General features: G+C 71.5%; 24 protein-coding genes and 1 pseudogene. 18 read left to right on the forward strand and 7 right to left on the reverse strand.

Features of this window, described 5'->3' with window-relative positions:
- Positions 1–4 precede the first annotated feature (4 nt).
- The 6 genes from OG251_RS26295 (at position 5) to OG251_RS26320 (ending at position 7,438) form a co-directional block, all read left to right on the forward strand.
- Positions 5–1,633, forward strand: a complete 1,629-nt coding sequence (locus OG251_RS26295) for a peptide ABC transporter substrate-binding protein (RefSeq protein ID WP_326679441.1) — start codon at positions 5–7, stop codon at positions 1,631–1,633.
- Positions 1,634–1,741: 108 nt separating this feature from the next.
- Positions 1,742–2,665, forward strand: coding sequence for an ABC transporter permease (locus OG251_RS26300; protein ID WP_073718045.1), 924 nt, complete (start codon positions 1,742–1,744; stop codon positions 2,663–2,665).
- A complete protein-coding gene (locus OG251_RS26305; protein WP_326679442.1) occupies positions 2,658–3,635 on the forward strand; it encodes an ABC transporter permease in 978 nt (325 codons plus the stop codon). The genes OG251_RS26300 and OG251_RS26305 overlap by 8 nt, the downstream gene beginning before the upstream one ends.
- Before the next feature lie 13 nt (positions 3,636–3,648).
- Positions 3,649–4,626 (forward strand): ABC transporter ATP-binding protein, encoded by a 978-nt coding sequence (locus tag OG251_RS26310; RefSeq protein WP_266803059.1) that lies wholly within the window; start codon positions 3,649–3,651, stop codon positions 4,624–4,626.
- Positions 4,616–5,869 (forward strand): ABC transporter ATP-binding protein, encoded by a 1,254-nt coding sequence (locus OG251_RS26315; protein WP_326679443.1) that lies wholly within the window; start codon positions 4,616–4,618, stop codon positions 5,867–5,869. Before OG251_RS26310 ends, OG251_RS26315 begins: the two co-directional genes overlap by 11 nt.
- A 399-nt stretch (positions 5,870–6,268) precedes the next feature.
- Entirely contained in the window at positions 6,269–7,438 is a 1,170-nt protein-coding gene (locus OG251_RS26320; protein ID WP_326679444.1) for a hypothetical protein, read from the forward strand.
- A 74-nt stretch (positions 7,439–7,512) separates the two neighbouring features.
- Here OG251_RS26320 and OG251_RS26325 read toward each other — a convergent pair whose 3' ends face one another.
- Positions 7,513–9,639, reverse strand: coding sequence for a prolyl oligopeptidase family serine peptidase (locus tag OG251_RS26325; RefSeq protein WP_326679445.1), 2,127 nt, complete (start codon positions 9,637–9,639; stop codon positions 7,513–7,515).
- Positions 9,640–9,804: 165 nt separating this feature from the next.
- On the opposite strand from OG251_RS26325, the gene OG251_RS26330 reads away from it, so the two are divergent.
- From OG251_RS26330 to OG251_RS26365, 8 genes are all read left to right on the forward strand, one after another.
- A complete protein-coding gene (locus OG251_RS26330) occupies positions 9,805–9,999 on the forward strand; it encodes a hypothetical protein (protein WP_003966517.1) in 195 nt (64 codons plus the stop codon).
- 128 nt (positions 10,000–10,127) lie between these two features.
- Positions 10,128–11,081, forward strand: coding sequence for an N-acetyl-1-D-myo-inositol-2-amino-2-deoxy-alpha-D-glucopyranoside deacetylase (mshB, locus tag OG251_RS26335; protein WP_326679446.1), 954 nt, complete (start codon positions 10,128–10,130; stop codon positions 11,079–11,081).
- The gene (locus OG251_RS26340) at positions 11,078–11,557 is read left to right on the forward strand and encodes a DUF6113 family protein (RefSeq protein ID WP_326679447.1); all 480 of its coding nucleotides are present in this window, start codon (positions 11,078–11,080) and stop codon (positions 11,555–11,557) included. Before mshB ends, OG251_RS26340 begins: the two co-directional genes overlap by 4 nt.
- Positions 11,558–11,732: 175 nt before the next feature.
- Positions 11,733–13,793, forward strand: a complete 2,061-nt coding sequence (locus tag OG251_RS26345; protein ID WP_326679448.1) for a hypothetical protein — start codon at positions 11,733–11,735, stop codon at positions 13,791–13,793.
- A gap of 150 nt (positions 13,794–13,943) precedes the next feature.
- Complete coding sequence (locus OG251_RS26350) at positions 13,944–14,900, forward strand: ABC transporter ATP-binding protein (protein WP_326679449.1); 957 nt, start codon at positions 13,944–13,946, stop codon at positions 14,898–14,900.
- Positions 14,897–15,652, forward strand: a complete 756-nt coding sequence (locus tag OG251_RS26355) for an ABC transporter permease (protein ID WP_326679450.1) — start codon at positions 14,897–14,899, stop codon at positions 15,650–15,652. Before OG251_RS26350 ends, OG251_RS26355 begins: the two co-directional genes overlap by 4 nt.
- Positions 15,649–16,851, forward strand: coding sequence for a sensor histidine kinase (locus OG251_RS26360; RefSeq protein ID WP_326679451.1), 1,203 nt, complete (start codon positions 15,649–15,651; stop codon positions 16,849–16,851). Before OG251_RS26355 ends, OG251_RS26360 begins: the two co-directional genes overlap by 4 nt.
- Positions 16,848–17,459, forward strand: a complete 612-nt coding sequence (locus OG251_RS26365; RefSeq protein WP_326679452.1) for a response regulator transcription factor — start codon at positions 16,848–16,850, stop codon at positions 17,457–17,459. The genes OG251_RS26360 and OG251_RS26365 overlap by 4 nt, the downstream gene beginning before the upstream one ends.
- 66 nt (positions 17,460–17,525) lie before the next feature.
- Here OG251_RS26365 and OG251_RS26370 read toward each other — a convergent pair.
- Positions 17,526–17,621: pseudogene (locus OG251_RS26370) on the reverse strand (DNA-binding response regulator); the annotation flags it as partial.
- The gene (locus tag OG251_RS26375; protein WP_326679453.1) at positions 17,618–18,277 is read right to left on the reverse strand and encodes a histidine kinase dimerization/phosphoacceptor domain-containing protein; all 660 of its coding nucleotides are present in this window, start codon (positions 18,275–18,277) and stop codon (positions 17,618–17,620) included. The gene OG251_RS26375 and the pseudogene OG251_RS26370, both read right to left, overlap by 4 nt.
- Before the next feature lie 132 nt (positions 18,278–18,409).
- Here OG251_RS26375 and OG251_RS26380 point away from each other — a divergent pair, with 132 nt between their 5' ends.
- Together OG251_RS26380 and OG251_RS26385 are read left to right on the forward strand one after the other, a co-directional pair.
- A complete protein-coding gene (locus OG251_RS26380; RefSeq protein ID WP_326679454.1) occupies positions 18,410–19,324 on the forward strand; it encodes an ABC transporter ATP-binding protein in 915 nt (304 codons plus the stop codon).
- On the forward strand, positions 19,321–20,169 hold the full coding sequence (locus OG251_RS26385; RefSeq protein WP_326679455.1) for an ABC transporter permease: 849 nt from the start codon (positions 19,321–19,323) through the stop codon (positions 20,167–20,169). Before OG251_RS26380 ends, OG251_RS26385 begins: the two co-directional genes overlap by 4 nt.
- Before the next feature lie 166 nt (positions 20,170–20,335).
- Here the strand turns inward: OG251_RS26385 and OG251_RS26390 are convergent, their stop codons facing one another.
- The 4 genes from OG251_RS26390 to OG251_RS26405 all read right to left on the reverse strand — a co-directional run bounded on the left by OG251_RS26390 (position 20,336) and on the right by OG251_RS26405 (position 25,194).
- Positions 20,336–21,175: an isocitrate lyase/PEP mutase family protein gene (locus tag OG251_RS26390; RefSeq protein WP_326679456.1), complete on the reverse strand. Its 840-nt coding sequence runs from the start codon at positions 21,173–21,175 to the stop codon at positions 20,336–20,338.
- Between the two features lie 139 nt (positions 21,176–21,314).
- Entirely contained in the window at positions 21,315–23,090 is a 1,776-nt protein-coding gene (locus tag OG251_RS26395) for a coagulation factor 5/8 type domain-containing protein (RefSeq protein WP_326679457.1), read from the reverse strand.
- Positions 23,091–23,353: 263 nt separating this feature from the next.
- Positions 23,354–23,920 (reverse strand): GNAT family N-acetyltransferase, encoded by a 567-nt coding sequence (locus OG251_RS26400; RefSeq protein WP_326679458.1) that lies wholly within the window; start codon positions 23,918–23,920, stop codon positions 23,354–23,356.
- Positions 23,917–25,194: an XRE family transcriptional regulator gene (locus OG251_RS26405; RefSeq protein WP_326679459.1), complete on the reverse strand. Its 1,278-nt coding sequence runs from the start codon at positions 25,192–25,194 to the stop codon at positions 23,917–23,919. Before OG251_RS26405 ends, OG251_RS26400 begins: the two co-directional genes overlap by 4 nt.
- Before the next feature lie 185 nt (positions 25,195–25,379).
- On the opposite strand from OG251_RS26405, the gene OG251_RS26410 reads away from it, so the two are divergent.
- Positions 25,380–25,745 carry a hypothetical protein gene (locus OG251_RS26410; RefSeq protein WP_326679460.1) on the forward strand — a complete coding sequence of 122 codons (366 nt, stop codon included), beginning with the start codon at positions 25,380–25,382 and terminating at the stop codon, positions 25,743–25,745.
- 140 nt (positions 25,746–25,885) lie between these two features.
- Complete coding sequence (gene cpt / locus OG251_RS26415) at positions 25,886–26,407, forward strand: chloramphenicol phosphotransferase CPT (RefSeq protein ID WP_442818434.1); 522 nt, start codon at positions 25,886–25,888, stop codon at positions 26,405–26,407.
- Positions 26,408–26,427 lie beyond the last annotated feature (20 nt).

Genomic DNA, 26,427 nt, shown 5'->3' on the forward strand with positions numbered 1-26,427 from the left:
CTTCATGCGCGGAGCCACACGGGCCAGGTGGGCCGCATGTGCGGTGGCCGTCGCCCTGGCAGCGACGGCCTGCGGCGGCGGGGACGACAGCGGCGGTGGTGGCGCCGACGGGATCGTGAGCTCCTCCTGGGGCGACCCGCAGAATCCCCTGGAGCCCGCGAACACCAACGAGGTGCAGGGCGGCAAGGTCCTCGACATGGTCTTCCGCGGACTCAAGCGGTACGACCCGAAGACCGGGGCGGCCACCGACATGCTGGCCGAGAAGATCGCGACCACCGACTCGCAGAACTTCACCATCACGGTCAAGGACGGCTGGACGTTCTCCAACGGCGAGAAGATCACCGCCAAGTCCTTCGTCGACGCCTGGAACTACGGCGCCGCGCTGAAGAACAACCAGAAGAACGCCTATTTCTTCCAGTACATCGACGGCTACGACAAGGTCCATCCGGCGAGCGGCAAGGCCGGTACGGACACCCTGGCCGGGCTCAAGATCGTCAACGAGATGACCTTCACCGCCAAGCTCAGCCAGAAGTTCTCGCTGTGGCCGGACACCCTCGGCTACCCGGCCTTCGCCCCGCTGCCCAAGCAGTTCTTCACGGACCACGCGGGCTGGCTCTCCAAGCCCGTGGGCAACGGCCCGTACACCATCGACAAGTACGCCAAGGGCTCGTCGATGAACCTGCGCAAGTGGGACAAGTACCCCGGCGACGACAAGGCGCAGAACGGCGGCATCGACCTCAAGGTCTACACCGACAACAACACCGCCTACACCGACCTGACGGCCGGCAACCTCGACCTCGTCGACGACGTACCCGCCTCCCAGCTCAAGAACGTCAAGGCGGACCTCGGGGGCCGCTACATCAACACCCCGGCCGGGATCATCCAGACCATCGCCTTCCCCTTCTACGAGAAGGCGTGGAACACCCCGGACGGTGCCAAGGTCCGCCAGGGCCTGTCGATGGCCATCAACCGGGAGCAGATCACCAACCAGATCTTCCAGAAGACCCGCACCCCCGCCTCCGACTGGACCTCCCCGGTCCTCGGCGCGGACGGCGGCTTCAAGAAGGGGCTGTGCGGCAAGGAGTGCACGTACGACAAGGCCGCGGCCAAGAAGCTGATCCAGGACGGCGGCGGCATCCCCGGCGGTCAGCTCAAGATCTCGTACAACGCGGACACCGGCTCCCACAAGGAATGGGTCGACGCCGTCTGCAACAGCATCAACAACGTCATGGGCAACAACAAGGCGTGCGTGGGCGGCCCGGTCGGCACCTTCGCCGACTTCCGCAGCCAGGTCTCCCAGCAGAAGCTGTCCGGTGCCTGGCGCGCGGGCTGGCAGATGGACTACCCGCTGATCCAGAACTTCCTCCAGCCGGTGTACTACACCAACGCCCCCTCCAACGACGGCAAGTGGAGCGACAAGAAGTTCGACGACCTGGTCGATCAGGCGAACGCCGAGACGGACAAGGCCAAGGCCGTCTCCACCTTCCAGGACGCGGAGCGGATCCTCGTCCAGCAGATGCCCGTCATCCCGCTCTGGTACCAGAACGGCAGCGCCGGCTACTCCGACCGGGTGTCGAACGTCGCGCTGAACTCGTTCAGCGTCCCGGTCTACGAAGAGATCAAGGTCAAGTGACCCACTGACACCGGGTGACGGGGGCGTCCCGAGCGTCCCCGTCACCCGGCCCAGGGCTTGCCACGGTCCACCTTCTCCGCCTGTTCGCCCCGACCCCCGGAGCCCCTCATGGGACGTTATGTGATCCGGCGGCTGCTGCAGATGATCCCCGTCTTCTTCGGCACCACGCTGTTGATCTTCCTCATGGTGAACGTGATGGGCGACCCCATCGCGGGTCTCTGCGGCGACCGCCAGTGCGACCCCGCCACCGCCGCCCAGCTGCGGTCGGAATTCGGTCTCGACAAGCCGGTCTGGCAGCAATACCTGACGTACATGGGCAATGTCTTCACCGGCGACTTCGGCACCGCGTTCAACGGGCAGCCGGTCACCGAGCTGATGGCCACCGCCTTCCCCATCACCATCCGGCTCACCATCATCGCGATCGCCTTCGAGGTCGTCATCGGCATCAGCCTCGGCGTCGTCACCGGACTGCGCCGCGGCCGGCCCATCGACACCACCGTGCTGATCCTCACCCTGGTCGTCATCTCCATCCCGACCTTCGTCACCGGCCTGCTGCTCCAGCTCCTCCTCGGCGTCGAGTGGGGCATCATCAAACCGTCCGTGTCACCCGAGGCCCCCGTCAACGAGCTGCTGATCCCCGGACTCGTCCTCGCCTCGGTCTCGCTGGCCTACGTCACCCGGCTCACCCGGACCTCGATCGCCGAGAACGCCCGCGCCGACTACGTACGCACCGCCGTCGCGAAGGGCCTGCCGAGGCGCCGCGTAGTCGTCCGGCACCTGCTGCGCAACTCCCTCATCCCCGTCGTCACCTTCATCGGTACGGACGTGGGCGCCCTGATGGGCGGGGCGATCGTCACCGAGCGGATCTTCAACATCCACGGCGTCGGCTACCAGCTCTACCAGGGCATCCTGCGCCAGAACTCCCAGACCGTCGTCGGGTTCGTCACCGTTCTGGTCCTCGTCTTCCTGGCGGCCAACCTGATCGTCGACCTCCTGTACGCCGTACTCGACCCGAGGATCCGCTATGCCTGAGCCGCAGTCATCGGACGGTGCGATCTCCCCGGCGGGAGCCGGTGGCGCGATGGACCTCGCCCTGGAGGAGGGCACCACCCTGGAGAAGACGCCGGGCGGCCCCGAAGGAACGGGACCGTCCGGCAAACCGCACAGCCTCTGGTCGGACGCCTGGCGCGACCTGCGCCGCAACCCCGTCTTCATCATCTCCGCCCTGGTCATCCTCTTCCTGGTGATCATCTCGATCTGGCCGTCGCTGATCGCGAGCGGCGACCCGCTCCAGGCCAATCTGGACGACGCCCAGAAGGGCTCCGAGCCCGGCCACCCCTTCGGCTTCGACCCACAGGGCCGCGACGTCTACACCCGGGTCGTCTACGGCACCCGGACCTCGGTCACCGTCGGTGTCTGCGCCACCCTCGGCGTCGCGATCCTGGGCAGCGTGCTCGGCGGCCTGGCCGGTTTCTTCGGCGGCTTCTGGGACGCGATCCTCTCCCGCATCACCGACGTCTTCTTCGGCATCCCGGTGGTCCTCGGCGGGCTCGTCTTCCTCTCCGTCGTCACCAGCTCCACCGTCTGGCCCGTCGTCGGCTTCATCGTCCTGCTGGGCTGGCCGCAGATCGCCCGTATCGCCCGCGGCTCGGTGATCACCGCCAAACAGAACGACTACGTCCAGGCGGCCCGCGCGCTCGGCGCCTCCAACACACGGATGATGCTGCGCCACATCACCCCCAACGCCATCGCCCCGGTCATCGTCGTCGCGACGATCGCCCTCGGTACGTACATCTCGCTGGAGGCGACCCTGTCGTACCTGGGCGTCGGCCTGAAGGACCCCGCGGTGTCCTGGGGCATCGACATCTCCGCCGCGTCCAACTACATCCGCAACGCCCCGCACATGCTGCTCTGGCCCGCCGGAGCGCTGGCGGTCACCGTGCTCGCGTTCATCATGCTCGGCGACGCGGTGCGCGACGCCCTCGACCCCAAGCTGCGCTGAGGAGCCCGTTGCCATGTTGCTCGAAGTGCGCGATCTGCACGTGGAGTTCCACACCCGCGACGGGGTGGCCAAGGCCGTCAACGGGGTCAACTACTCGGTGTCCGAGGGTGAGACGCTCGCCGTGCTGGGCGAATCGGGCTCCGGCAAGTCGGTCACCGCACAGGCGATCATGGGCATCCTCGACATGCCGCCCGGGAAGATCAGCGGCGGCGAGATCCTCTTCAAGGACCGCGACCTGCTGAAGCTCAAGCCGGAGGAGCGGCGCAAGATCCGCGGCCAGGAGATGGCCATGATCTTCCAGGACGCGCTGTCCTCGCTGAACCCGGTCCTCACGGTGGGACAGCAGCTCGGCGAGATGTTCGTCGTGCACCGGGGGATGTCCCGCAAGGACGCCAGGGCCCGGTCCATCGAGCTGATGGACCGGGTCCGCATCCCGGCCGCCAAGGAGCGGGTGGGGAACTACCCGCACCAGTTCTCCGGCGGGATGCGCCAGCGCATCATGATCGCCATGGCGATGGCCCTGGAGCCCTCCCTGATCATCGCCGACGAGCCGACCACCGCCCTCGACGTGACCGTGCAGGCCCAGGTGATGGACCTGCTCGCGGAACTCCAGCGCGAGCTGAACATGGGGCTCATCCTGATCACCCACGACCTCGGTGTGGTCGCGGACGTCGCCGACAAGATCGCCGTGATGTACGCGGGCCGGATCGTCGAGACCGCCCCGGTCCACGAGATCTACCGGGCCCCCGCCCACCCGTACACCAAGGGCCTGCTCCGCTCCATCCCGCGCCTGGACCAGAAGGGCCGGGAGCTGTACGCGATCAAGGGACTGCCGCCCAACCTGCTGCACATCCCGCCCGGCTGTGCCTTCAACCCCCGCTGCCCGATGGCCCAGGCCGTGTGCCGCACCGACGAGCCGCCGCTGTACGACGTGGCCGAGCACCGTCAGAGCGCCTGCCACTTCTGGAAGGAGACGCTCGATGCACGCTGACCACTCCGGCGGACGCAAGGAAGCGCGTGAGGAGGGCGAGGTGGCCGCCACCCTGCTGTCCAAGGCGCGGGAGCGGACGGCGTACGCGAACGGCGACCCGATCCTGGAGGTCCGCGACCTCGTCAAGCACTACCCGCTGACCCAGGGCATCCTGTTCAAGAAGCAGGTCGGCGCGGTCAAGGCGGTCGACGGGGTCTCCTTCGACCTGTCGGCGGGCGAGACCCTCGGCATCGTGGGGGAGTCCGGCTGCGGCAAGTCGACCGTCGCCCGGATGCTGGTCCACCTGGAACGGCCGACGGCGGGCGTGATCCGCTACAAGGGCGAGGACATCACCAAGCTGTCCGGCCGTGCGCTGAAGGCCGTGCGCCGCAACATCCAGATGGTGTTCCAGGACCCGTACACCTCGCTGAACCCGCGGATGACGGTCGGCGACATCATCGGGGAGCCGTACGAGATCCACCCCGAGGTCGCGCCCAAGGGCAGCCGGCGCCGGAAGGTGCAGGACCTGCTGGACGTCGTCGGGCTCAACCCGGAGTACATCAACCGCTATCCGCACCAGTTCTCCGGCGGCCAGCGCCAGCGCATCGGCATCGCCCGCGGCCTCGCGCTCAACCCGGAGATCATCGTCGCCGACGAGCCGGTCTCCGCGCTCGACGTGTCCGTGCAGGCGCAGGTGGTCAACCTGCTGGACCGGCTCCAGGCGGAGTTCGACCTCAGCTTCCTGTTCATCGCGCACGACCTGTCGATCGTCCGGCACATCTCCGACCGGGTCGGGGTGATGTACCTGGGGCGGATCATCGAGATCGGCACCGACGAGCAGATCTACGAACACCCCACGCACCCCTACACCCAGGCACTGCTGTCGGCGGTCCCGGTGCCGGACCCGATGGCCCGCGAGTACCGCGAGCGGATCATCCTGCACGGCGATGTGCCCTCACCGGCGCACCCGCCGTCGGGCTGCCGCTTCCGCACCCGTTGCTGGAAGGCGCAGGAGCGGTGCGAGCTGGAGGTGCCGCTGCTGGCGGTCCCGGCGGTGTTCCGGCTGGTGGACACCCCGGCGAAGCACGACTCGGCGTGCCACTTCGCGGAGGAGAAGCGGGTGGTGCCGCCGGGCGGCCGGCCGGACAGCGCGGGGCAGACCCGGGGCCCCGACGTGGAGGCTCCCGGCACCGCACTCAGGAAGGGCCCGCCGCCGGAGAATTCCGATGAGGAATCCGGCAATGCAAACCCGTCCGGCGATTGAGGAACAGCCGCCGTGCGCACATCCGAACGGACGGTCTTCCACCGGTGCCGAACCGAATTCCCCGTCAATTCCCCAGGGAACAGCGCCTGGCCGGGGCAAGGGCGGGCCAGGGCGGACCGGACGGCCTCGGAACAGGGCTCGGAGCGGGGCCCCGGCGGTTCGGTGCGACCGGGGAGCCGGGCGACATGAAGCGATAAATGCGCACCAAATTCGTTAACACGGAAGCAACTCGGCTGTCGCGGCGCGGATATACGCACGCCTCAGGATGAACGACGTACGGCCGTGCGGGTGCCGTGAACCGGCCGGGGTGTCGTCATGTCGCCCCGGTCGGTTACCCGTTACCCGCCTTTCCTCCGGATCCCCTTGTTCATCGCCGCGGGGCAGTGGAGTATCGCCGGTGTGACATTCACACGGGGAGCAAGAATCACCGGCGCGGTTCTCTGCGCCGTACTCGCGCTGATCACGGCGGGCTGGATCGTACGGGACCTCAGGGTGACCGGCGGACCGGCCGAACTGTGGGAGTACTGGGCCGGTTACATGGATGCGCGGGCGAAGGGCGTGCCCGCCACCTCGCAGGGCAGCGGAGTGCTGCTCGTGGTCTATGTGCTGGCCGCCGTCGCCGCGCTGCGTTCCTCGATCGCCGCCTCGGTACTGGTCGCCACCGGAGTGGCCACCCTGGCCGTGCGCCTCCCCGGGGTCTGGATCACCGGTTCCTCGTGGATGAACGGCAGTTACGCGGACGAGCTGCGCACCCGCGCGATGCTCGGCACCTTCGTGGCGCTGGCCGCAGCACTCGCGCTCGTCGTCACCGGGGCGGCGGGACGCAGGCCGGCGGACGACGGCGGCGCGGCCCGGCACGTCCGGCCCGGCCGGGGTGCCGGGGTCCTGGCCTTCCTGGCGCTGGGCGCCACCGGGGTGTTCTATCTCGCCTGGGAGGTCCGGCAGGCGTTCGTGCTGCCCGGCTATCTCTACCCCGCCTGGTACACCGGCGGGGAGCAGATCAGGGTCGTGCTCACCGACGCGCCGCCCGGCTGGAACAGTGTGGCGGTCGCCCTGCTCTGCCTGGTCGCCGCCTTCAGTGCCGTCGTCCGCGCGGTCCACTCCCGGCCGCTGGGCATGATCGCCGCCGGGTTCGTGCTGACCTCCGGGGTCCTGGGCGTCGCCCGTACGGTCCACCACGACCTGCTGGACCGTTTCGCCGACCTGGGGACCGAGTACCAGCTGAATCTGCTGACCCTGTTCTTCTCGGTCCTCGCCGGGGCGGTCACCCTCGTCGCGCTGGGACGCGGGGGCGTCGAGGAGGTCCCCGGCACCGGCGGTCAGGGCTACGGCCCCGGCGGCTGGAGCCAGGGGTGGGGTCCCGCCGCCGGACAGGGGTACGGGCAGGGCCCGGGACAGGGCCCCGGCCCCGGCTACGGGTACCCGTCCGTCCCCGGCCAGGCTCCCGGCTACGGCCCCCCGCCGGGCGGACCCCACAGTTCCGCACCGGGCGCCCCGCCCGCCGCCCCGCCGGGCGGGGCACCCGGCTACGGGCCCCCGCCGCCCTCGTCCCCGCCGCCCGGCTGGTGACGGGGCCTCACCGGCAGCGGCCCGGCCACCGGGCTCTCGGGGGCCGGGCCGCACGGGGCCTCACCGCCGCGGGCTCAGGCGCCCATCAGTCCCAGTGACCGCTTGAGGAAGTCCACCTGGAGCAGGAGCAGGTTCTCCGCGACCTGCTCCTGCGGCGTCATGTGCGTCACCCCGCTCAGCGGCAGCACCTCGTGCGGCCGCCCCGCCGCGAGCAGCGCCGAGGACAGCCGCAGCGCGTGGGCGACCACCACGTTGTCGTCCGCCAGCCCGTGGACGATCATCATCGGGCGTGCCTGCTCGGCGGGCTCGGAGAGCCCGTCGTCCGTCATCAGGGCGTTGTGCGCGTACACCTCGGGCTGCTCGGCGGGGTCGCCGAGATAGCGCTCGGTGTAGTGGGTGTCGTACAGCCGCCAGTCGGTCACCGGGGCACCCACGACCGCCGCGTGGAAGACGTCGGGGCGCCGCAGCACCGCGAGCGCGGAGAGATACCCGCCGTAGGACCAGCCCCGGATCGCCACCCTGGACAGGTCCAGCGGGAAGCGCCCGGCGAGCGCGTGCAGCGCCTCGATCTGGTCGTCGAGGGTGAGGACGAAGTTGTCCCGGACGGCCTTCTCCCAGCCCGGCGACCGGCCCGGTGCGCCCCGGCCGTCCGCGACGACCACCGCGAAGCCCTGATCGGCGAACCACTGGGACGTCAGATGCGCGTTGTGCGCGGCGACCACCCGGCGGCCGTGCGGCCCGCCGTACGGATCCATGAGAACCGGAAGCGGACCGTCCGACTCCTTATAGCCCGTGGGAAGCAGCACGGCGCACGGAATTCGCCGTGCGCCCCCCTCCGTGAGCGTCACCCGGGCGGACAGCACCGGTTCCTGGGCAAAGTTCGCGACCTGGGCGATCCGCTTGCCGTCCCGCAGGACCCGCACGGTCGTCCCGGGCCGGTCCGGCGACGCCGACACCAGCACCGTCAGGGCGCCGGACCGCACCGCGGAGTGCACCCCCACCCCCTCGGAAATCCGTTCGATGCCCAGCTCGTTGACCCGGTACACATGGCTCTGCCCGGTCTCCGGATCGGCGGCCTCCTCGCCCGCCGTCGCCGACACGAGGACGTCCGACTCCCCGATGTCCAGCACCGCCTGGATGTGCAACTGGGCCCCCGTCAACGGCCGGTCGCCGACCGCGAGCACCCGCGCGCCGCCCTCGTCGGCGATCCGTACGAGCCGCCCGTCCGGCGCCCACGCGGGCACGCCGGGGAAAAGATCAAGCCACACCGGGTCCTCGTCGGCGTGGACGGTCCGCGTCGCACCGGTCCCGGTGTCCACCGCCAGATACCGCTGGCCGCGCTGGTCACGGGCCTGCACCAGCAGCAGCGGCGCACCCGCCGCCGACCAGTGCACCTGGGCGAGGTACGGGTAGCGCGCCCGGTCCCAGACCACCTCGGTGCGGGCCCCGTCCAGGTCCGTCAGGAAGAGCCGCACCTCGGCGTTGGGCGTCCCCGCGGCCGGGTAGGCGACCTCGGCGGGCCTGCGGTCCGGATGCGCCGGATCGGCGATCCACCAACGCTGTACGGCGCTGTCGTCGGCGCGGGCCACCAGCAGCCGGTCCGATTCCGGCGACCACCAGAAGCCCCGGAAGCGCTGCATCTCCTCGGCCGCGATGAACTCCGCGAGGCCGTAGGCGATGTGCGGGGCCTCCGGTTCGGCGAGCGCCCGGTCGTCCTCGCCCGCCGCCCCCACGACCCGCAGCGCGCCTTGTGCGACGTAGGCGATGTGCCGGCCGTCGGGGGAGGGCCGCGGGTCGATCACCGGACCGGGCACCGGCAGTGCCCGCGCCGTCCCGGCCCGCAATTCGGCCACGTACACCTTGCCGGAGAGCGCGAAGGCCGCCAACTCGGCCGCGGCGTCCACCGCGTAGCCGACGATGCCCGCCGACCCCTCACGGGTCCGCTCGCGCCGCGCCCGCTCCTGGGGGGACAGCCGCTCCGCCGAACCGCCCAGCAGCGCCTCGGGGTCGGCGGCCACGCGCTCCTCGCCGGTCGCCGGGTCCAGCACCCAGAGCCGGTTGGTGCGATCGGTGCCGCCTGACGAGCGCAGGAAGATCACCCGTGTCTCATCCGGTGAGACGGTGAACGCGCGTGGTGCGCCGAGAGTGAACCGCTGGGTCCGTGCGTGCTGGCGGGGAAAGGACAGCTTCTTCGAGGTCATGGCTCTGAACTTAGACCGAGCCGCCGGTCCGTGCGCCCCTCGTGCTGCTGTGCCCCGATCAATGCGTTGGCACGGATAGTTATGATCCGTAGCGCTCGGTGGGTATGAACCTGCTGGCTCCACGTGTGCTGCCCGTCCCGACCGTACTGATGGAGGTGAACCGCCGTGGCGCTCTCGATTTCGGCGGTAGTGCTGCTGGCGATCATCGTCTTCCTGCTGATCCGGAAATCCGGACTGAAGGGCGGTCACGCGGTGGTCTGCATGCTGCTCGGGTTCTACATCGCGAGTTCGTCCATCGCGCCGACCATCTCCGATCTGACGAGCAACGTGGCGGGGATGATCGGCAGCATCAAGTTCTGACCGTGCGCACCCGACTTCTGACCGTGTGCGCTCGGCTTCTGCCCGCGCACCGGTCGATGCCGGGTATCTGAGCCCCCAGCCCCGGACGCTGCTCCCCGGACCCGGGCCGGGCTCGTAGGGTGGTCCTCATGAAGGACCTTCCCGCGCGCCGTCTGCTCCTGGTGCACGCGCACCCGGACGACGAGTCGATCAACAACGGCGCCACCATGGCCAGGTATGCCGCCGAGGGCGCCCACGTCACGCTGGTGACCTGCACGCTCGGCGAGGAGGGCGAGGTCATCCCGCCCTCGCTCGCCCATCTCACCGCCGACCGGGACGACACGCTGGGCGACCATCGCATCGGTGAACTCGCCGCCGCGATGCGGGAGCTCCACGTCGGCGATCACCGTTTCCTCGGCGGGCCCGGCCGGTTCCGCGACTCCGGCATGATGGGCGCCGAGCAGAACCACCGCCCCGGCGCCTTCTGGGACACCGCCGTGGACGACGCGGCGGCCCCGCTCGTCGAAGTGATCCGGGAGGTCCGGCCCCAGGTCCTCGTCACCTACGACCCCGACGGCGGCTACGGGCACCCGGACCACATCCAGGCGCACCGGGTCGCGATGCGCGCCGCCGACCTGGCCGCGGACCCGGCGTACGGCCCCGGCACCGCCGCCCCGCACACGATCGCGAAGATCTACTGGAACCGGGTGCCCCGCCCGGTGGCCGAGGCGGCCTTCGCCCGGCTGCGGGACACCGCCCCGGACGCCTTCGGGGGGATCGCCGCCGTCGACGACGTGCCGGGCGTGACCGGGGACGCGGAGATCACCACGGAGATCGACGGCTCGGCGTACGCGGACGCGAAGACGGCAGCCATGCGCGCTCATGTCACACAGATCGCGCTGCACGGCCCGTACTTCGCTCTGTCGAACGACCTCGGGCAGCCCGTCCTCACCACCGAGTACTACCAACTGGTGCGCGGAGCCCCGGGCGCGGCCGGGGGCACCCGGGAGCACGACCTGTTCGCGGGCCTGCCGGAAGCGTCCCCCACCCCGGACGCACCGCATGTACGGGACGCGGCACACGTGCGGGGAGCGCGGGCATGAGCCAGGGCAAGGACAAGGCGCGGGCCCAGGCGAGGACCCGGGCGCACGCGCCGCGCACCAACGCGCCGCCCAGGAGCGACGCACGGCCCACCGGCCTCGCCGCTCCGCCGAACCCCGCCCGGATCGCCGCCTACCTCGGCCTCGCGGTACTGGGGGCCCTGGTCGCGGTGACGGGCTCGCTCGTCCAAGCCGCCTGGTTCCCCGGCGGTTTGCTGATCGCGCTGGCCGCCACGGCGGGCCTCTTCTACGGCGGCCGCGTCCTGTTCGGGACGCAGCTCGGCGCGCTGGCCCCGGCCGCGGGCTGGCTGGTCGCGGTGATCGTCCTGCTGAGCGGCCGACCCGAGGGCGACTACGTCTTCGGCGACGAACTCGGCCTGACGCTCTTCCTGCTCGGCGGGATGGCCGTCGCTGTGATGTGTGCCACCACCTCCAGGCTGCCGCAATCAGCCACCCGCACCGGCCGGTCCGGTACCTGATGTGCCATGTCCGGGCCCTTGAGGGCCCCCACAGGTGTGATGCGCAGGTGGAGGTTTCGCCCGCTCGCGGAGTCTCCGTCGGCGGCGGCAAGTATGGTGGTGCGCGCGCCGAGCCGTCCCCTGGCCTGCGGCATGGGGGAAGTACGGGCGGCGGAGCCAATCGGGAGAACCTGCTTTGAGTCGTGAAACTGACAGTTCGTCCTCCGGACCCCAGGGGCGCGGCGGGGCCGCGTACCCGTCGGGTACGCCGCCGTACGGATCCCGCCAGTATCCGTCGCAGGACGGCCCGGACGAGACGCCGGAACCTGCGGACCCGCCCCGGCCCGGAGAACCGAGAACCGAGACGACGCTGACGACGCGCATCCGGATCAACATCCCCGGTTCGCGTCCCATCCCGCCGGTCGTGATGCGTAAGCCGATGGGCGACGGCGACACGTCCGGGGGCCGTTCCGAATCCGAGCGCACGGGCGGCACCCCGCGGCCCGGCGTGCCCGGTCCCGGCTCCTCGCCCACCGCGGGCGGGACACCACCCGGCGGACCGGCCGCGGAGGCGCGGGACGGCGGTCCGCCCGCCGAGCCGTCCGCCGACAAGCCGGCCAGGGAGAAGAGCGGCAGCGACTGGTTCGCGCCGCGCAAGACCCCGACGACCACCTCCGTGGTCGGCAGCACCGGGTCCGCCGACGGCGGCGCCCCGGCGCCCGGACCGGGCAGCGGCGCGGGCACCGGAGCCGGTGCGGGGGCCACCCCGCCCCGGGCCGAGCTGCCGTACTTCTCGGACGGCCCGCAGCCCGGCGGCAGCGCGCTGGACGAGTTCGGTGCCGGGGTTCCCGGCGGCGGTCCGCGGGCGACCCCCAACCTCGGGGTGCGTACGCCCGGCCCGTCCGGTCCCACCACGGGTCCGGCCACCGGCAGTTCGTCCCTGACGCCCGACCTCGGCGCGCTCCACGGCATGGGCGGCCCGGCGGGGTCCGGCCCGATGGTGCCCGGCGGTCCGGGGCCGATGGTGCCCGGCGGCCCCGGTGGCGTACCGCCGCGGATGTCGGACGACACCGCGATCCTGACCCCGCAGCCCCCGGCACCCGAGCCCGGACCCGGCGGTCATGTCTCCGGTGACACGCTCACCAGCGGCATCCCCGTCGTGCCGAGCGAGCCCCGTTCGACGTTCCCGAGCAGGCCGGCCGGCCTCGACGGGGCCGGACCGGGCCCGATGGGCAGCGGACCCGCCGGTGCGGCCGTCCCGGCGCCCGGACCCTCGGCCCGCCCGGCCCCGAAGGCCGCGCCCGCCAAGAAGGGCCGCTCCAAGCTGGTCCTGCTCGGCGCGGGCGTCTTCGTGCTGTTCGGTGTCGCGTACGGCGCCGGGCTCGTGCTGAACCACTCCGAGGTCCCCAAGGGCACCACCGTGCTCGGCGTCGACATCGGCGGCGGCACGAAGGAGCAGGCGGTCGGCAAGCTCGAAGCCGCCCTCGGCGAGCGGGCCCAGGCTCCCCTCCAGCTGTCCGTGGACGGCAAGAAGGAGAAGCTGGACCCGGAGAAGGCCGGACTCACCCTGGACAGCCAGGAGACCGTGCGCGAGGCGGCGGGCAGCGACTACAACCCGGTCTCGGTGATCGGCTCCCTGTTCGGCGGCGTACGTCCCGCCGACCCGGTGATCCCGGTCGACGAGGAGAAGCTCGGGGTCGCGCTGACCGATCTGGCGGGCGTCTCCGGCTCCGCCAACGACGGCACGATCAAGTTCGAGCCCAACAAGGCCGTCGCCGTACCGGGCAAGGCGGGCAAGGCGCTGGACGTCAACCAGTCGCTGATCTCCGTACGGGACGCCTACCGCGCCCAGGTGCAGACCGGAAAGGCGGGCGTGGTCGAACTGCCCGTCGCGAGCCACGAACCGACCATCACCCAGGCCGAACTGGACCGGGCGATGAAGGAGTTCGCCAAGCCCGCCATGTCCGGCCTGATCACCATCAAGGCCGGTCCCAAGGAGATCCAGTTCGGCCCGGCGAAGTCCCTGCCGCAGATCCTGTCCATGAGGGCGATCGACGGCCGGCTGGTCGACCACTACGACAAGAAGGCCATCGACACCCTCTGCGACGGTGTCTTCGACGGCATCATGGCGGTCAAGGGCGACGGCAAGAAGCACCAGGTCAGCGCGGACGACGTGGCCCAGGCCATGAAGACCGCGCTGGCGGGGAGGACCGAGGCCGAGCGCACCGTCACGATCGACCTGACGGGCCAGGGCTGACGGGCCCGCGCACCCCGCGCGTATGACGCCGCCCCCGGCCGGAACCCTCCGGCCGGGGGCGGCGTCATACGCGCGGCATGACATCTGTCATCCCCCTTTCACGACAGCCGCCCCTGCCGCCCGGACGCCCCCGACGGCCACGCTGGACGCATGACAACAACAGCCGCGCACCCGGCCGGACGAACGCCCGCGGGGGCCGTCCCGGGAACCGCCGCCGTGCGTTTCGAGAACGTCAGCAAGGCGTACGGGGACGTGAGCGCCGTCGACGGGCTCACCCTGGAGCTGCACCCCGGCGAGACCGTGGCGCTCCTGGGCCCCAACGGTGCCGGGAAGTCCTCCACCCTCGACCTGCTCCTCGGCCTGCGCACCCCCGACTCCGGTTCGGTCCGGCTCTTCGGCACCGGCCCGCAGGAGGCGATCGCGGCGGGCCGGGTCGGCGCGATGCTCCAGAGCGGCGGACTGATGGAGGACGTCACCGTCGAGGAACTGGTCCGCCTCGTCAGCTCGCTGCACCCGAAGCCGTACCCGGTGGACGAGGTACTGGCCAGGGCCGGAGTCGCACAGATCGCCGGCCGGATGGTCAACAAGCTCTCCGGCGGCCAGGAACAGCGGGTGCGGTTCGCGCTCGCCACCGCCGGGAACAGCGACCTGATCGTCCTCGACGAGCCGACCACCGGCATGGACGTCCCCGCACGCCAGGCGTTCTGGGCGACCATGCGCGAGCAGGCCGAGCAGGGCCGTACCGTCCTGTTCGCCACCCACTACCTCGAAGAGGCCGACGCGATCGCCGACCGCGTCCTCGTCCTGCACAAGGGCCGCCTCCTCGCCGACGGCACCGCCGCCGAGATCAAGGCCAGGGCCGGGGCCCGCCGGATCTCCTTCGCACTGCCGGGCGCGGCGGACACCGCCGCCCTGCGCACGCTCCCGTTCCTCGCCGCACTGGACATCAGCGGCGACCGGGTCCGTATCCAGTCGCACAACGCCGACGCGACCGTGCACGCGCTCTACGGCCTCGGGCTCTTCCCCCGCGAACTCGAAGTCGGCGGGCTCGGCCTGGAGCAGGCATTCGTCGCCATCACCGAGGCCGAGGAGGCCAGGACCTCATGACCGGTCCCCTTTCCGGTGCCCTCATCGGACTCGAAGTGACCCGCACCCTGCGGAACAAGAAGTTCATGTTCTTCTCGGTCATCTACCCGTCGGTGATCTACCTGCTGATCTCCGGCACCCGGAACACCACCGACACGGTGCCCGGCACCGATCTGACCATGCAGGCGTTCTTCATGGTCTCGATGGCCTCCTTCGGCGCCCTGACCGCCGTGCTCATGGGCAACAGCGAGCGCATCGCCAAGGAGCGCGAGAAGGGCTGGGTCCGCCAGCTGCGCCTGACGCCCCTGCCCGGCAGCGGCTACGTCCTGGCCAAGATCGCCAGTGCCGCGATCGTCACGCTGCCGTGCATCGTGGTGGTGTTCGTCGTCGCCGCGTCGGCCAAGCACGTCACCTTCGACGCCTGGCAGTGGGCGGCCCTGACCGGCACCATCTGGGCCGGGTCGCTGGTCTTCGCCGCGCTGGGCGTCGCCATCGGCTACCTCGCCACCGGGGACGCGGTCCGCCCGATCACGATGATCATCTACTTCGGGCTGTCGATCCTCGGCGGACTGTGGATGCCGACCGCCACCTTCCCCCAGTGGCTCCAGGACATCTCCGTCTGGCTGCCCACCCACGCGTACGCTGCTGTCGGCCAGTCCATCGGGATGGGCGGCGCGCCGGAGGCCAAGGACATCGCGCTCCTCTGCGGCTACTTCCTGCTGTTCGCGGGCGGTGCGGCCCGGCTCTACCGGAAAGACACCCTGAAGGCGTGAGTGGCGTGGCAGACGGCGGTTCGCACGAGACGTACGTGGGTCTGGGGCGCCCGCCCCAGGACCGCAGGCAGTTCTTCGTCAAGCTGCTGTGGATCGGCATCTGGCTCGCCTTCATGAGCGCGCCCGTCACCGATGTGGCGCACGGCGACCACACCCCGTGGGCCCGCGCGCTCGGCGCCCTCGGACTGGTGGTCTTCGTGGCCGCCTACCTCGTCCTGGTCTTCCGCCACACCTCCAGGGCGCTCGCCCGCACCAGGGTCCTGGCGACGATCGGCTTCCTCGCCGCCCTCGCGGTGACCCTCTCGCTGACGCTCGGCACCCCCTGGCTGGTGCTGTTCGTGTACGTCGCGGTCTCCGCGGGAGCCACGCTGCCGATGCGGCTCGCCTGCTGGCTGATCCCGCTGACCAGCGGCGTACTGGTACTCATCGGCCTCACCGGCGACCACCCGCGCGAGATCATCACGGCCCTCGTCTTCCCCGCGCTGCTCGGCGGGTTCGCCATGACCGGCGTACAGCAGATGATCCGTACGACGATCGAGCTGCGCGAGGCCCGTGCGACGGTCGCGCAGCTCGCCGCCAACGAGGAACGGCTGCGCCTCGCCCGCGACCTGCACGATCTGCTGGGCCACTCGCTCTCCCTCATCACGCTCAAGAGCGAGCTGGCGGGCCGGATGCTCCCCGGCAGCCCGGAACTCGCGGCCGCCCAGGTCGCCGACATCGAACAGGTCAGCAGACAGGCCCTGGTGGACGTGCGCGACGCGGTGTCCGGCTACCGGCGTCCCACCCTCCCCGGCGAACTGGCCGCGGCCCGTACGGCGCTGGCCGCCGCCGGAATCGCCGCCGGAATCCCGCCCGAGGCCCCCGGCGGCCTCCCCGAGGAGCCCGAGGAGGTGCTCGCCTGGGGGCTGCGGGAGGCCGTCACCAACGTCGTACGGCACAGCGGCGCCCGCCACTGCACGGTGACCCTCACCCCGCGCCAGACCCTCGCCGGGCCGGTCCTCGAACTGCGGGTCGCCGACGACGGCCGGGGCCCGGCGGGCACGAAGGCGGGCACGAAGGCGGGCAACGGCCTCACCGGGATCGCCGAACGCCTCACCACGGTCGACGGCACGCTCTCCACGGAGCCGGCGTCCCCGGGCGGAGGTTTTGCCCTGACCCTCCGCGTCCCCACCGGATCGGGCCTAGGATCCGGGGAATGAGCATGATCAGACTTCTCCTCGCCGAGGACCAGTCCATGGTCCGCGAGGCTCTCGCGGCCCTCCTCGGCCTGGAACCCGACATCGAGGTGGCCGCCCAGGTCGCCCGCGGCGACGAGGTTCTGGCCGCCGCCCGTGAACACCGCGTCGATGTCGCCCTGCTGGACATCGAGATGCCCGGGATGACCGGGATCGAGGCCGCCGCCGAACTGCACCGCGAACTGCCCGGCGTGAAGATCGTGGTCGTCACCACGTTCGGCCGCCCCGGCTATCTGCGCCGCGCGATGGAGGCGGGCGCCGACGCCTTCCTGGTCAAGGACGCCCCGGCGTCCCAACTCGCACAGGCCGTACGCAAGGTGCTCGCCGGGGAGCGGGTCATCGACCCGACCCTCGCGGCCGCCGCGCTCGCCGACGGGGCGAGCCCGCTGACCGACCGCGAGCGCGACGTGCTGCGCGCGGCGGCCGACGGCTCGACCAACGCGGAGATCGCGGGCGCCCTCCACCTCTCGCAGGGGACCGTGCGCAACTATCTCTCCACGGCCATCCAGAAGATGGTGGCCCGCAACCGGGCGGAGGCGGTCCGCATCGCCCGTGAGAAGGGCTGGCTGTAGGCCCTTGCCGCGTCCGAGGCCCGGCGGGCAGCGTCTCGGGGGCCGGGTGCGCGCGGCTCGCGGGGCTCACCGCGTACCGGTCGGCACCAGCCCCGCCTCGTACGCGATGATCACCAGCTGCACCCGGTCCCGGGCGTCCAGTTTGGCGAGCAGCCGGGTCAGGCCTGGAGAGCGATGACGCCGATGCTGTGCGCGACCGTGTCGTGCATCTCGCGGGCGATCCGGAGCCGTTCGGCGGTGACCGCCTGCGCCGCCGCGCGGGCCGTCAGCTCCTGGGCGTACTCACGCGTCCGGCGCACCGACATCCCGGCCAGGCAGGCGATCACCGCCAGCAGGGAGACGGCCTCCCAGTAGGTCCAGCTGGTGTAGGCGCCGTGCGGGAGCCGCAGGGGAAGGCCCAGCAGCGCGCGCAGCAGCACATAGCCGGGCAGCACCGCGACGGTCACGGCGAACGCGGGGCCCCAGCTGCGGCGGGAGCGGGTCGCCACGAGGAAGCCGAGAGCGATGTCGAGGGTCAGATGATGGAGGAACGCGACCCCCAGCGAGCCCACCGCCAGCGCCGCCCCGAGCGAGCCGACGGCCAGCAGGACGAGTGCGGGCAACGGCCGGACGGACAGCAGCCGACTGCCCGTCAGCGCCGATACGGTGGCCGCGGCCAGGAGCAGCCAGTCCTCGGCCGCCAGGAGGGGAAGACCGCTGGGCATCCCCGGAACGCCGAACTGCGCGCGTACCGAGGAGAGCGTCGCGGCACTCCACAGGAGGGCCGCCCAGACGCCCGGCGGCACACGCTTGAGCAGGGGGAGGGGCGGCATCGGCATGGCCCGATCGTAGCCACGGGCCCCGGCGGCGGCATCGGACCGGGGGTGTACACCCACGGTCGACAGACATGCCCAGGAGTGTCAGCGGAGGGCCGATGACGTACGGGGGCGGCCGGCGCCACCGTGGACACCGTGATCGAAGTCAACGAACTCACCAAGCGGTACGGTCCGACCGCCGCCGTCAGCAATCTCACCTTCACCGTGCGCCCCGGCCAGGTCACCGGCTTCCTCGGCCCCAACGGCGCGGGAAAGACCACCACCCTGAGGATGCTGCTCGGCCTGATCGAGCCCACAGCCGGGACCGCCACCCTCCAGGGGCTGCCGTTCCGCCACCACGCCCGGGGCCTGCGGCACGTCGGCGCGCTCCTCGACGCGGGCGACGCCCACGGCGGCCGCACCGCCCGCGCCCACCTGCGCGCCCTGGCCCGCAGCAACGGCATCCCGCGCACCCGGGTCGACGAGGTGCTCCAGGAGGTCGGCCTGGCCGGTGCGGCCCGCCGTCGCATCGGCGGCTTCTCCCTCGGCATGCGCCAGCGCCTGGGCATCGCCACCGCGCTGCTCGGGGACCCTCCGGTGCTGCTGTTCGACGAACCGCTCAACGGGCTCGACCCGGAAGGCGTGCTGTGGGTGCGCGGCCTGTTCCGGCGGCTCGCCGCCGAGGGGCGCACCGTGTTCGTCTCCAGCCATCTGATGACCGAGATGGAGAACACCGCCGACCGGCTCGTCGTCATCGGCCGGGGTGAACTGATCGCCGAGGAGAGCCTGACACGGTTCGCGGCCCGGGGGACCCGGCAGAGCGTGAGCGTACGCACCCCGGACACGGCCCGGCTCGTGCCGCTGCTCACGTCGGAGGGCGCCTCGGTGCACCGCGAGCCCGCGGACGGCCTGCTCACGGTGACCGGTCTGGACGCGGCCCGGATCGGTGAACTCGCCCTGCGCCACCGCCTCCCGCTGCACGAACTCAGCACCCGCGGCTCCTCCCTGGAGGAGGCGTTCATGGAACTGACGGCCGACAGCGTCGAATACCCCGCAGGAGACCCCCGATGACCACGGTGAGCACCGCCCCCGTCGGCGGCAGGGCCGGCACCGGCCCCCGTGCCCGGTTCACCGATCTGCTGGCGGCCGAGTGGCTCAGGACGTGGTCGCTGCGCTCGACCCCGTGGACGTACCTGATCACCGCACTGGTGGTCATCGCGTTCAACGCGGGTACGGCGTACGACCACTACAAGTACTGGTACGAGTACGACGAGGGGGGCCGGACCGGCTTCGTCGCCGACGGGATACCCCTGCTGGACGCCTTCACCACGAACGCGGGCATGCTCCTGGCGCTGGCCGCCGGTGCGATCGGGGCCGTGTCGGTCACCGGTGAGTACGGTTCCGGCCTGATCCGCACGACGTTCACCGCCGTGCCGGCCCGCCGCTCGGTGATGGCGGCCAAGGCGATCGTGCTCACGGCGGTCATGACCGTGTTCGGCGCGGTCGTGGCGGGGGGTTCCTTCTGGCTGACCCAGGCGATCCTGTCCGGGCGGGACGCCGGAGTCCCCCTCGGCCACCCGGGCGCCCTGCGCGTCGTCGTGGCCTCGGCGCTGCTGGCACCGGTGTGCGCACTGGCCGGCCTGGCGCTGGGCACCCTGGTCCGGCACGGCGCGGGCTCGGTGGCCGGCTCGGTCGGGGTGCTGCTCCTGCTGCCGATGGTGATGAGCGACCGCCGGTACGCGACGGCGGTCGCCGACCACGTCCTGCCGCTCAGCGCGTGGATGCGGCTGACCGACGTGCGGGACCTGCCCGTCCCGTTCCCGTGGACGAACGCGGGGGCCTGGACGGTGTACGCGGTGTGGGCGCTGGCGGCGGCGACGGTCGCGGTGACGGCGGTACAGCGCCGGGACCAGTAGCGGGCCGGCGGACGGGGCCGGCGGACGGGCGTCGATCCGCGTCGGGAAGGCCCGCGCCGTCGGGACCACTGCCTTCACCCGCGGCGCTCACCCGCCGTCTTCACCCGCGGCGCTCACCCGCCGTCTTCGCCCACGGGCCTCCGCATCCCTGCGCCACCGACTGCCCTCATCCACGGGCGGAGAGCAGCAGGTTCAGCTCCTGGTAGCCGGCCGGCTCCTCGGGCACGGGGCAGGTTCCGGTGGTCAGGAACGCGCGGGCGGCCCGGCGCGCCGTTCCGTAGGCGGCCTCGGCCAGGGCGGAGCCGAGGCTGACGCGGGCGGCACCGAGGCGCCCGAGCTCCGCCACGGACGGGCCTCCGGGCCCGGCGAGCACATTGAGCGGTACGCCGACCCCGTCGGCCAGCGCCGTGACGGTCGCCGTGTCCGTGACCCCGGGGACGAAGATCCCGTCGGCACCGGCGTCCACATAGGCCGCGGCCCGTTCCAGCGTGTGACGCAGCCGGGTCCCGGGGTCGCCGACCGCCCGCAGATACGTGTCGATACGGGCGTTGACGAACAGGGCGATCCCCGCGGCGTCGGCCGCCGCGCGGGCCGCGGCGAGACACGCGGCCTGATGGGCGACCGGGCGCAGCGGGCCGGACCCGTCAGGAGCGGCGTCCTCGATGTTGACGCCCACGGCGCCCGCGTCCAGCACCCCGGCGACGGTCCGGGCGACCTCGTCCGGCCCGGTCCCGTAACCGCTCTCGATGTCGGCGCTCACCGGCACCCGTACGGCGGCCACGACACGGGCGACGAGGCCGAGCGCGCGTTCCCTGCCCAACCGGTCGCCGTCGGCCACTCCCAGGCTCCAGGCGGCCCCGGCGCTGGTGGTCGCGAGGGCGGTGGCTCCGGCGTCCTCCACGAGCCGGGCCCCGGCGGCGTCCCAGACGTTGGCGAGGGCGAGCGGGGCGGTGCGGTCGTGGTGCAGGGAACGGAAGGTCAGGGCGGAGGTGTGCTGGTTGCTCATGGCTCCAGTGCATCAGCCGGGTGTGCGCGGAGTCCGGCAGGTTTGCGACCTGTACGTCGGCGGGGCGGGGAGCCAGGACCGGCTCCCCGCCCCGCCCCGCGGGAGGGCCGCCCCGCCCCGCGGGAGGGGCCGCCCTGCTCTACGGGAAGGACACCACCTGCGAGGGGACGGTGTCCGAACCGGACGTGGGGGACCCGGTGTCGTTGATGACGTGCTCGTACTGGCCCTTGCCGCCCAGCGAGACGACCAGCAGATCGTGGAACTTCACGCCGGGCTTCACCGGGGCCTGGAACCCGTGCTGCTGACGGATGGTCGGGTCGACGTTGAAGTAGCAGTAGCTCCCCATGCCCCAGCCCTCGTGGGTGGTGACGGAGTCGTCGACCTTGTAGGCGGCGTACCCCTTGATGTCGCCGTTCTGGATGGCGGCCTGGTTGGGGGCGTCGTACGCCTTCTCGTTCTGGAAGAAGATCGTCCGGCCCCGCTCGCCGGACCACCGCACGTCGTACTTGTTGAAGTGTTCGACGAACAGCCCGGTGGCCAGGACGTCGTCGCCCTTCACATGGACTCCGTAGTCGGCCCGGTTGGTCTCCCAGCCGACGCCCTCGCCGTGGTCCGCGCGCCAGACCCAGGTGTGGTCGATGATCGTGTCGTCGCTGTTGACGACGATGCTGGTGGTCGCCCTGCCGGGGCCGGCGCCGCCGATCCGTACGAACACGTCCTGGAGCGAGGTCGGGTTGGCCGAGTGGTCGGCGGAGGCGTTGTCCGGCCCGACCTCCACCAGCGTCTCGGAGTTGACCGGACCGGCGTCGATCAGCAGACCGGCCAGCTTCACCCCGTCGACGTCCCCGACCTTGATCGCGCTCACTCCGTTGTCCGGAATGATCGTGGCGAGCCCGAGCCCGAGGGCCACGGTGTCCGGGCGGTCGATCTCGATGGGCCGGTCGATGTGGTAGATGCCCGGGGTGAAGAGCAGATGCAGCCCCTGGTCGACGGCCTCGTTGATGGTGGCGGCGCTCGCGCCCGGCTTCACGACGTAGAACCGGTCCAGCGGGATCGACTCGCCCTGCGGGGTCCCGTTGCCCCATGAAGTGCCGCGTGCGCCGGTGCGCTTGGCGGGGACGAACACCTTGTAGTCGGCGCCGTCCAGATAGAGGAACGGCTTCTCGCGCGAGACGGGTGTGGTCTCCAGCGTGGTGTACGGAGGCTGCGGGAAGCTCTGCGCGGGCGCGCCCTCGACGCCGGAGAACGTCATGTTCCAGACGCCGTTGCCCCAGCCGCCGATCGCGCTGTCCCGGGTGTACCACTGCTGCTGAGAGTACGGCGAGACCGTGCCGTCGATCCTGCTGTCGGCGATGTAGCCGCCGCTGGCCCAGCCGTATCCGTCGGGAGCGAGGTTGAGCCCGCCCTTGACGTGCATCCGCCGGAAGGGCGCGGCCTGGGAGACGGCCCACCGGTTGGTGCCGTTGACCGGCTTGAGCGCCAGGTTCTCCGCCGACCGCCAGAAGTTCTGGGTGGCGTTGCCGTTGAACCACCCGGCGTCGACGGTCACATCACCGTTGAAGGTGGTGTCGTCGGGGTTGAGCCCGAGCCCGGCGATCGAGGTGTAGAAGCCGAGCTGGGCGTTGATGTTGTCGTACGTGCCCGGCTTGAACATCAGCGCGTAGCGGTCGCTGCCGAACTGCGCGGACTCCTGCTTCTTGAAGATCTCGTCGACCTTGGCCTGGATGCCGGGCGTCGACGGGTCGAAGACCAGCACATTGGGCCCGAGGTCGCCGCCGCCGGGAACGGCCGCGGCCTCCTCGCCGAACGCCGTGCCGGCGGTGGGGACGGCCATGATCAGCGAGAGCGCGAAGGCGGCGAGGCCGAGCACGCGGGAGCGGCGGTATCCGCCTGCCGGTGTGGGGGGAACATGCATGAAGGTACGTCTCCTGAGGTCGTGGTGTGGGTGCACGACTGGCGGTCGGCAGAGCCCATGGGGGGCGGGCCGAGGGAAGGCCCGCGACGGCTCCGCGGGAATCTGTGAGAGCGCTCTCACGTGTGAGCGATGTTTCCCGTGTTGCCCTGGACACGTCAAGAGGTGTGCGTCAGAACGCCCGACCGAATGCGTTGGGCGCAACAACTAACGTCAACCGAGCGGCAATTGCCCCGCAATCGACCCGGTCGGCGGGCTCGTTGACTTCACAAGATGATCTCGCGAGGGGTTGGCGCGCCTTCCAGCTCGCGCACCAGGACCGAGAACCGCGGACCGTCCGGAAAGGGCTGCTGATCACCGATGTGCCGATAACCCCAGGACGCGTAGAGGGCCAGGACCCGGGGATGCTCCGGGTCGCACAGGAGCGTGACGCGCTTCTCGGGCCGCGGGCACAGCAGATCCTCGTGGATGCGGTGCGCCGCGCCGGTGCCCTGCCACGGGGCGCGCACCATCAGCTCGAAGAGGGCGAGCGTGCGGGACCCGTCCTCCTCCGCGAAGCCCTCGGGCAGCGGGGTCGTCATGTGCGACCACCAGCGGGCGCCCCGGCGCAGGGGTGCGCCGTACGCGTACCCCACGGGCTGGTCGCCGTCGTAACCGATCACCGCTTCCCACCCGGCGCCGCCGGCGTGGTTGGTCAGCCGCTGGTCGAAGCGCGCCAGGCTGGTGAAGGGGACGTGCAGGGAGTCGGCGTACACCTCCGCGTAGACGTCCAGGAGGACCGGACGTATGTCCGGCAGGTCGATCGCGGTGTAGCGGCGCAACTGGACGGTCATGGTGAGGGTGTCCCCTTCGCTGTTCGCTGGAGCCAGTCCTGGGCGTGTGATGCGGGGTGCACCGCCAACTGACGGCGGAAGTCGTCGAGAAGGCTGCCGATGCGCCGGCTGCCGGGCGCGGTGGCGGCCGTGGCGAGCGCGCGGTCGGCGGTCGCGCAGGCCGCCTCGACGTCATGCTGACCGAGCTGGGCCAGGGCGAGCTGGGCGGTGTAGTAGACGCGGTTACGGGTGAATCCCGGACCCAGCAGTGCCAGCGCCTGGTGGATGCGCGCCTCGGCCGGCTCGGCCTGTCCCAGACGATGGTGGACGATGCCCGCCAGGCCGTGCAGTTCGGCGTGGTCGTAGAAGGCCAGCCAGGTGGGCCGATGGCTCAGGTCCGCGCGGGCCAGCGCGTCCTCGGCGTGCCCCAGCGCCCGCAACGCCGACCGCTTGTCGCGGAGACGGGCGTGGGACAGCGCGATGCGTGCGTGTGCCTGCGAGGCGTACAGCGGATCGCGCCGCGCCATTCCGGCGTCCCGCACCGCCTGCGAGGCGTGCAGCGACTCGATGAGACCGCCCCGCTGCCCGGCGAGCATGGCGACGTTGTTCCACACCCGGTGCATGGCATCCGCGTCCCCGGACAGGCCCGCGAGCGTCACCGCACGGTCGAGGTGGTGCGCCGCGCGCTGCTGGTTGCGGGAGTCGAACGCGGCCCAGCCGGCGGTGCTGGCCGCGTTCGCGGCAGCCGCGTAGAGCATGGACCGTACGCGGGCCGAGGCGCGGCCCGAGTCCAGGAGTGACAGGGCGTGCCGCATCCAGGTCAGGAGCTGGGCCTCGATCCGTGCCGTACCGCCGACCCGGCACTCCTGCCGGTAGAGGGAGGCGAGCGCCTGCCCGACACGTCTGACGTCGGAGATGCCGACGGTGGTGCGGCCCGGGGGCAGGACGACGGTCGCGGCCATCACGGCGGCCCGCTGGGTGAAGTCCCGCCGCTCCACCGGATTCCCCGGTGCCATCGCCCGAATGCCGTCGGGGGGCCCGGTGCGTTGACGGGGGACGAACCCGAGTTCCTCGGCGGAACATCCGAATTCCCTTTCCAGGGCGATCCGTTGGCGCGCATGCGGCCAACGCGTGGTTCCCGTCAGGTAATTCCGGATATGCCGGTCCTGAAGAGACCCCGGTCGCCCTGTCAGGCTCTCGATGTGCTCGTTGAGCCGACTCGCGAGCTCGTGCTGCTTCAGCCCTGCGGCGCTCATACGGGCGGCCAGCAGAACATTGCCGGTCTTCCTCGTCATGAAACTCACGGTAGCGGTTTCCGCACCGGCGATGACCGGTGGGCGGGTCGAAATTGCCGGTTTCCGGTGACTGAATGGAAGCGTGAATTGCCTTGGCCCCAGGCTCGTTCACCGTTCTCCTTGATACATCACCGTCGGAGGAACGGACGGTGGTGGCCACCACCGGCCACGGGTGAGGAGGACATGTGACCGAAGCCGACGCCACCTGGCCGCGCGCGACCCTCGGCATCGAGGCGATCACGACAGCGCTCGACCATGCCCTGGCCCCCCGTGCGGCCCTTCCGCCGCGCAGCGTGATCAACGCGGGAACGGATGAACTGATCCGCCATCTGCGGTCGTTGATGGCCGTGGACGATTACGGCCACGACGAGCCGGGGCGGGGTGCGGTCCGGGTGCTGTTCCGGGTGGCGTACCGGAACCTCGACCTGGCGGTCCGTCCCGATGACACGACGTCGGACGACGACGCGTACACGTACTGGCGGACGATCGCGAGCCTGACGGCGGCGTTCCGGGACCTCTACGTGAGCCGGTCGAGGGAAGCCGCGGGGTGAGCGGGCGGGGCCGTAGGGGAGGGGGAGGCTTGCACCGTGCGGGTGCTGCCCATGCCCGAAGGGCCGCTCCGGGCGTGCCTGGGAGAATTCCGTTCCGGCCGTCGCCGCAGCGCCTCTACGGTGGGCCCGTGATGACACAGATGATCGTTCTCAACGGTGGTTCCAGTTCGGGGAAGTCCGGGATCGTCCGCTGTCTCCAGTCGGTGCTGCCGGACCCCTGGCTGGCCTTCGGGGTCGACACCCTGGTCGACGCGATGCCCGCGTCCCTGCTGACCTCGGACACCGGGATCGAGTTCGCTCCGGACGGTGAGGTGGTCGTCGGCCCCGGCTTCCGGACGTTGGAGGCGGCGTGGATCGAAGGGCTCGTCGCGATGGCGGGTGCGGGTGCCCGGATCGTCGTCGACGAGGTCTTCCTGGGCGGAGGGGAGTCCCAGCAGCGGTGGCTGCGGGCCCTCGGCGGGCTGCGGGTGCTGTGGGTGGGGGTCAGGTGCGACGGGGCGGTCGCCGCGGGCCGCGAGACCGCGCGGGGTGACCGGGTCGCCGGGATGGCGGCGTCGCAGGCGGACATGGTCCACCGGGGCGTGTCCTACGACCTGGAGGTGGACACGACACACACCGAGTCGATGGAGTGTGCGCGGATCATCGCCGCCCGCGTCGGGTGAATCGGCCGCCCCGCGCGTGA

The organism is Streptomyces sp. NBC_01237 (genome assembly GCF_035917275.1).
In the GTDB taxonomy this organism is placed as follows: domain Bacteria; phylum Actinomycetota; class Actinomycetes; order Streptomycetales; family Streptomycetaceae; genus Streptomyces.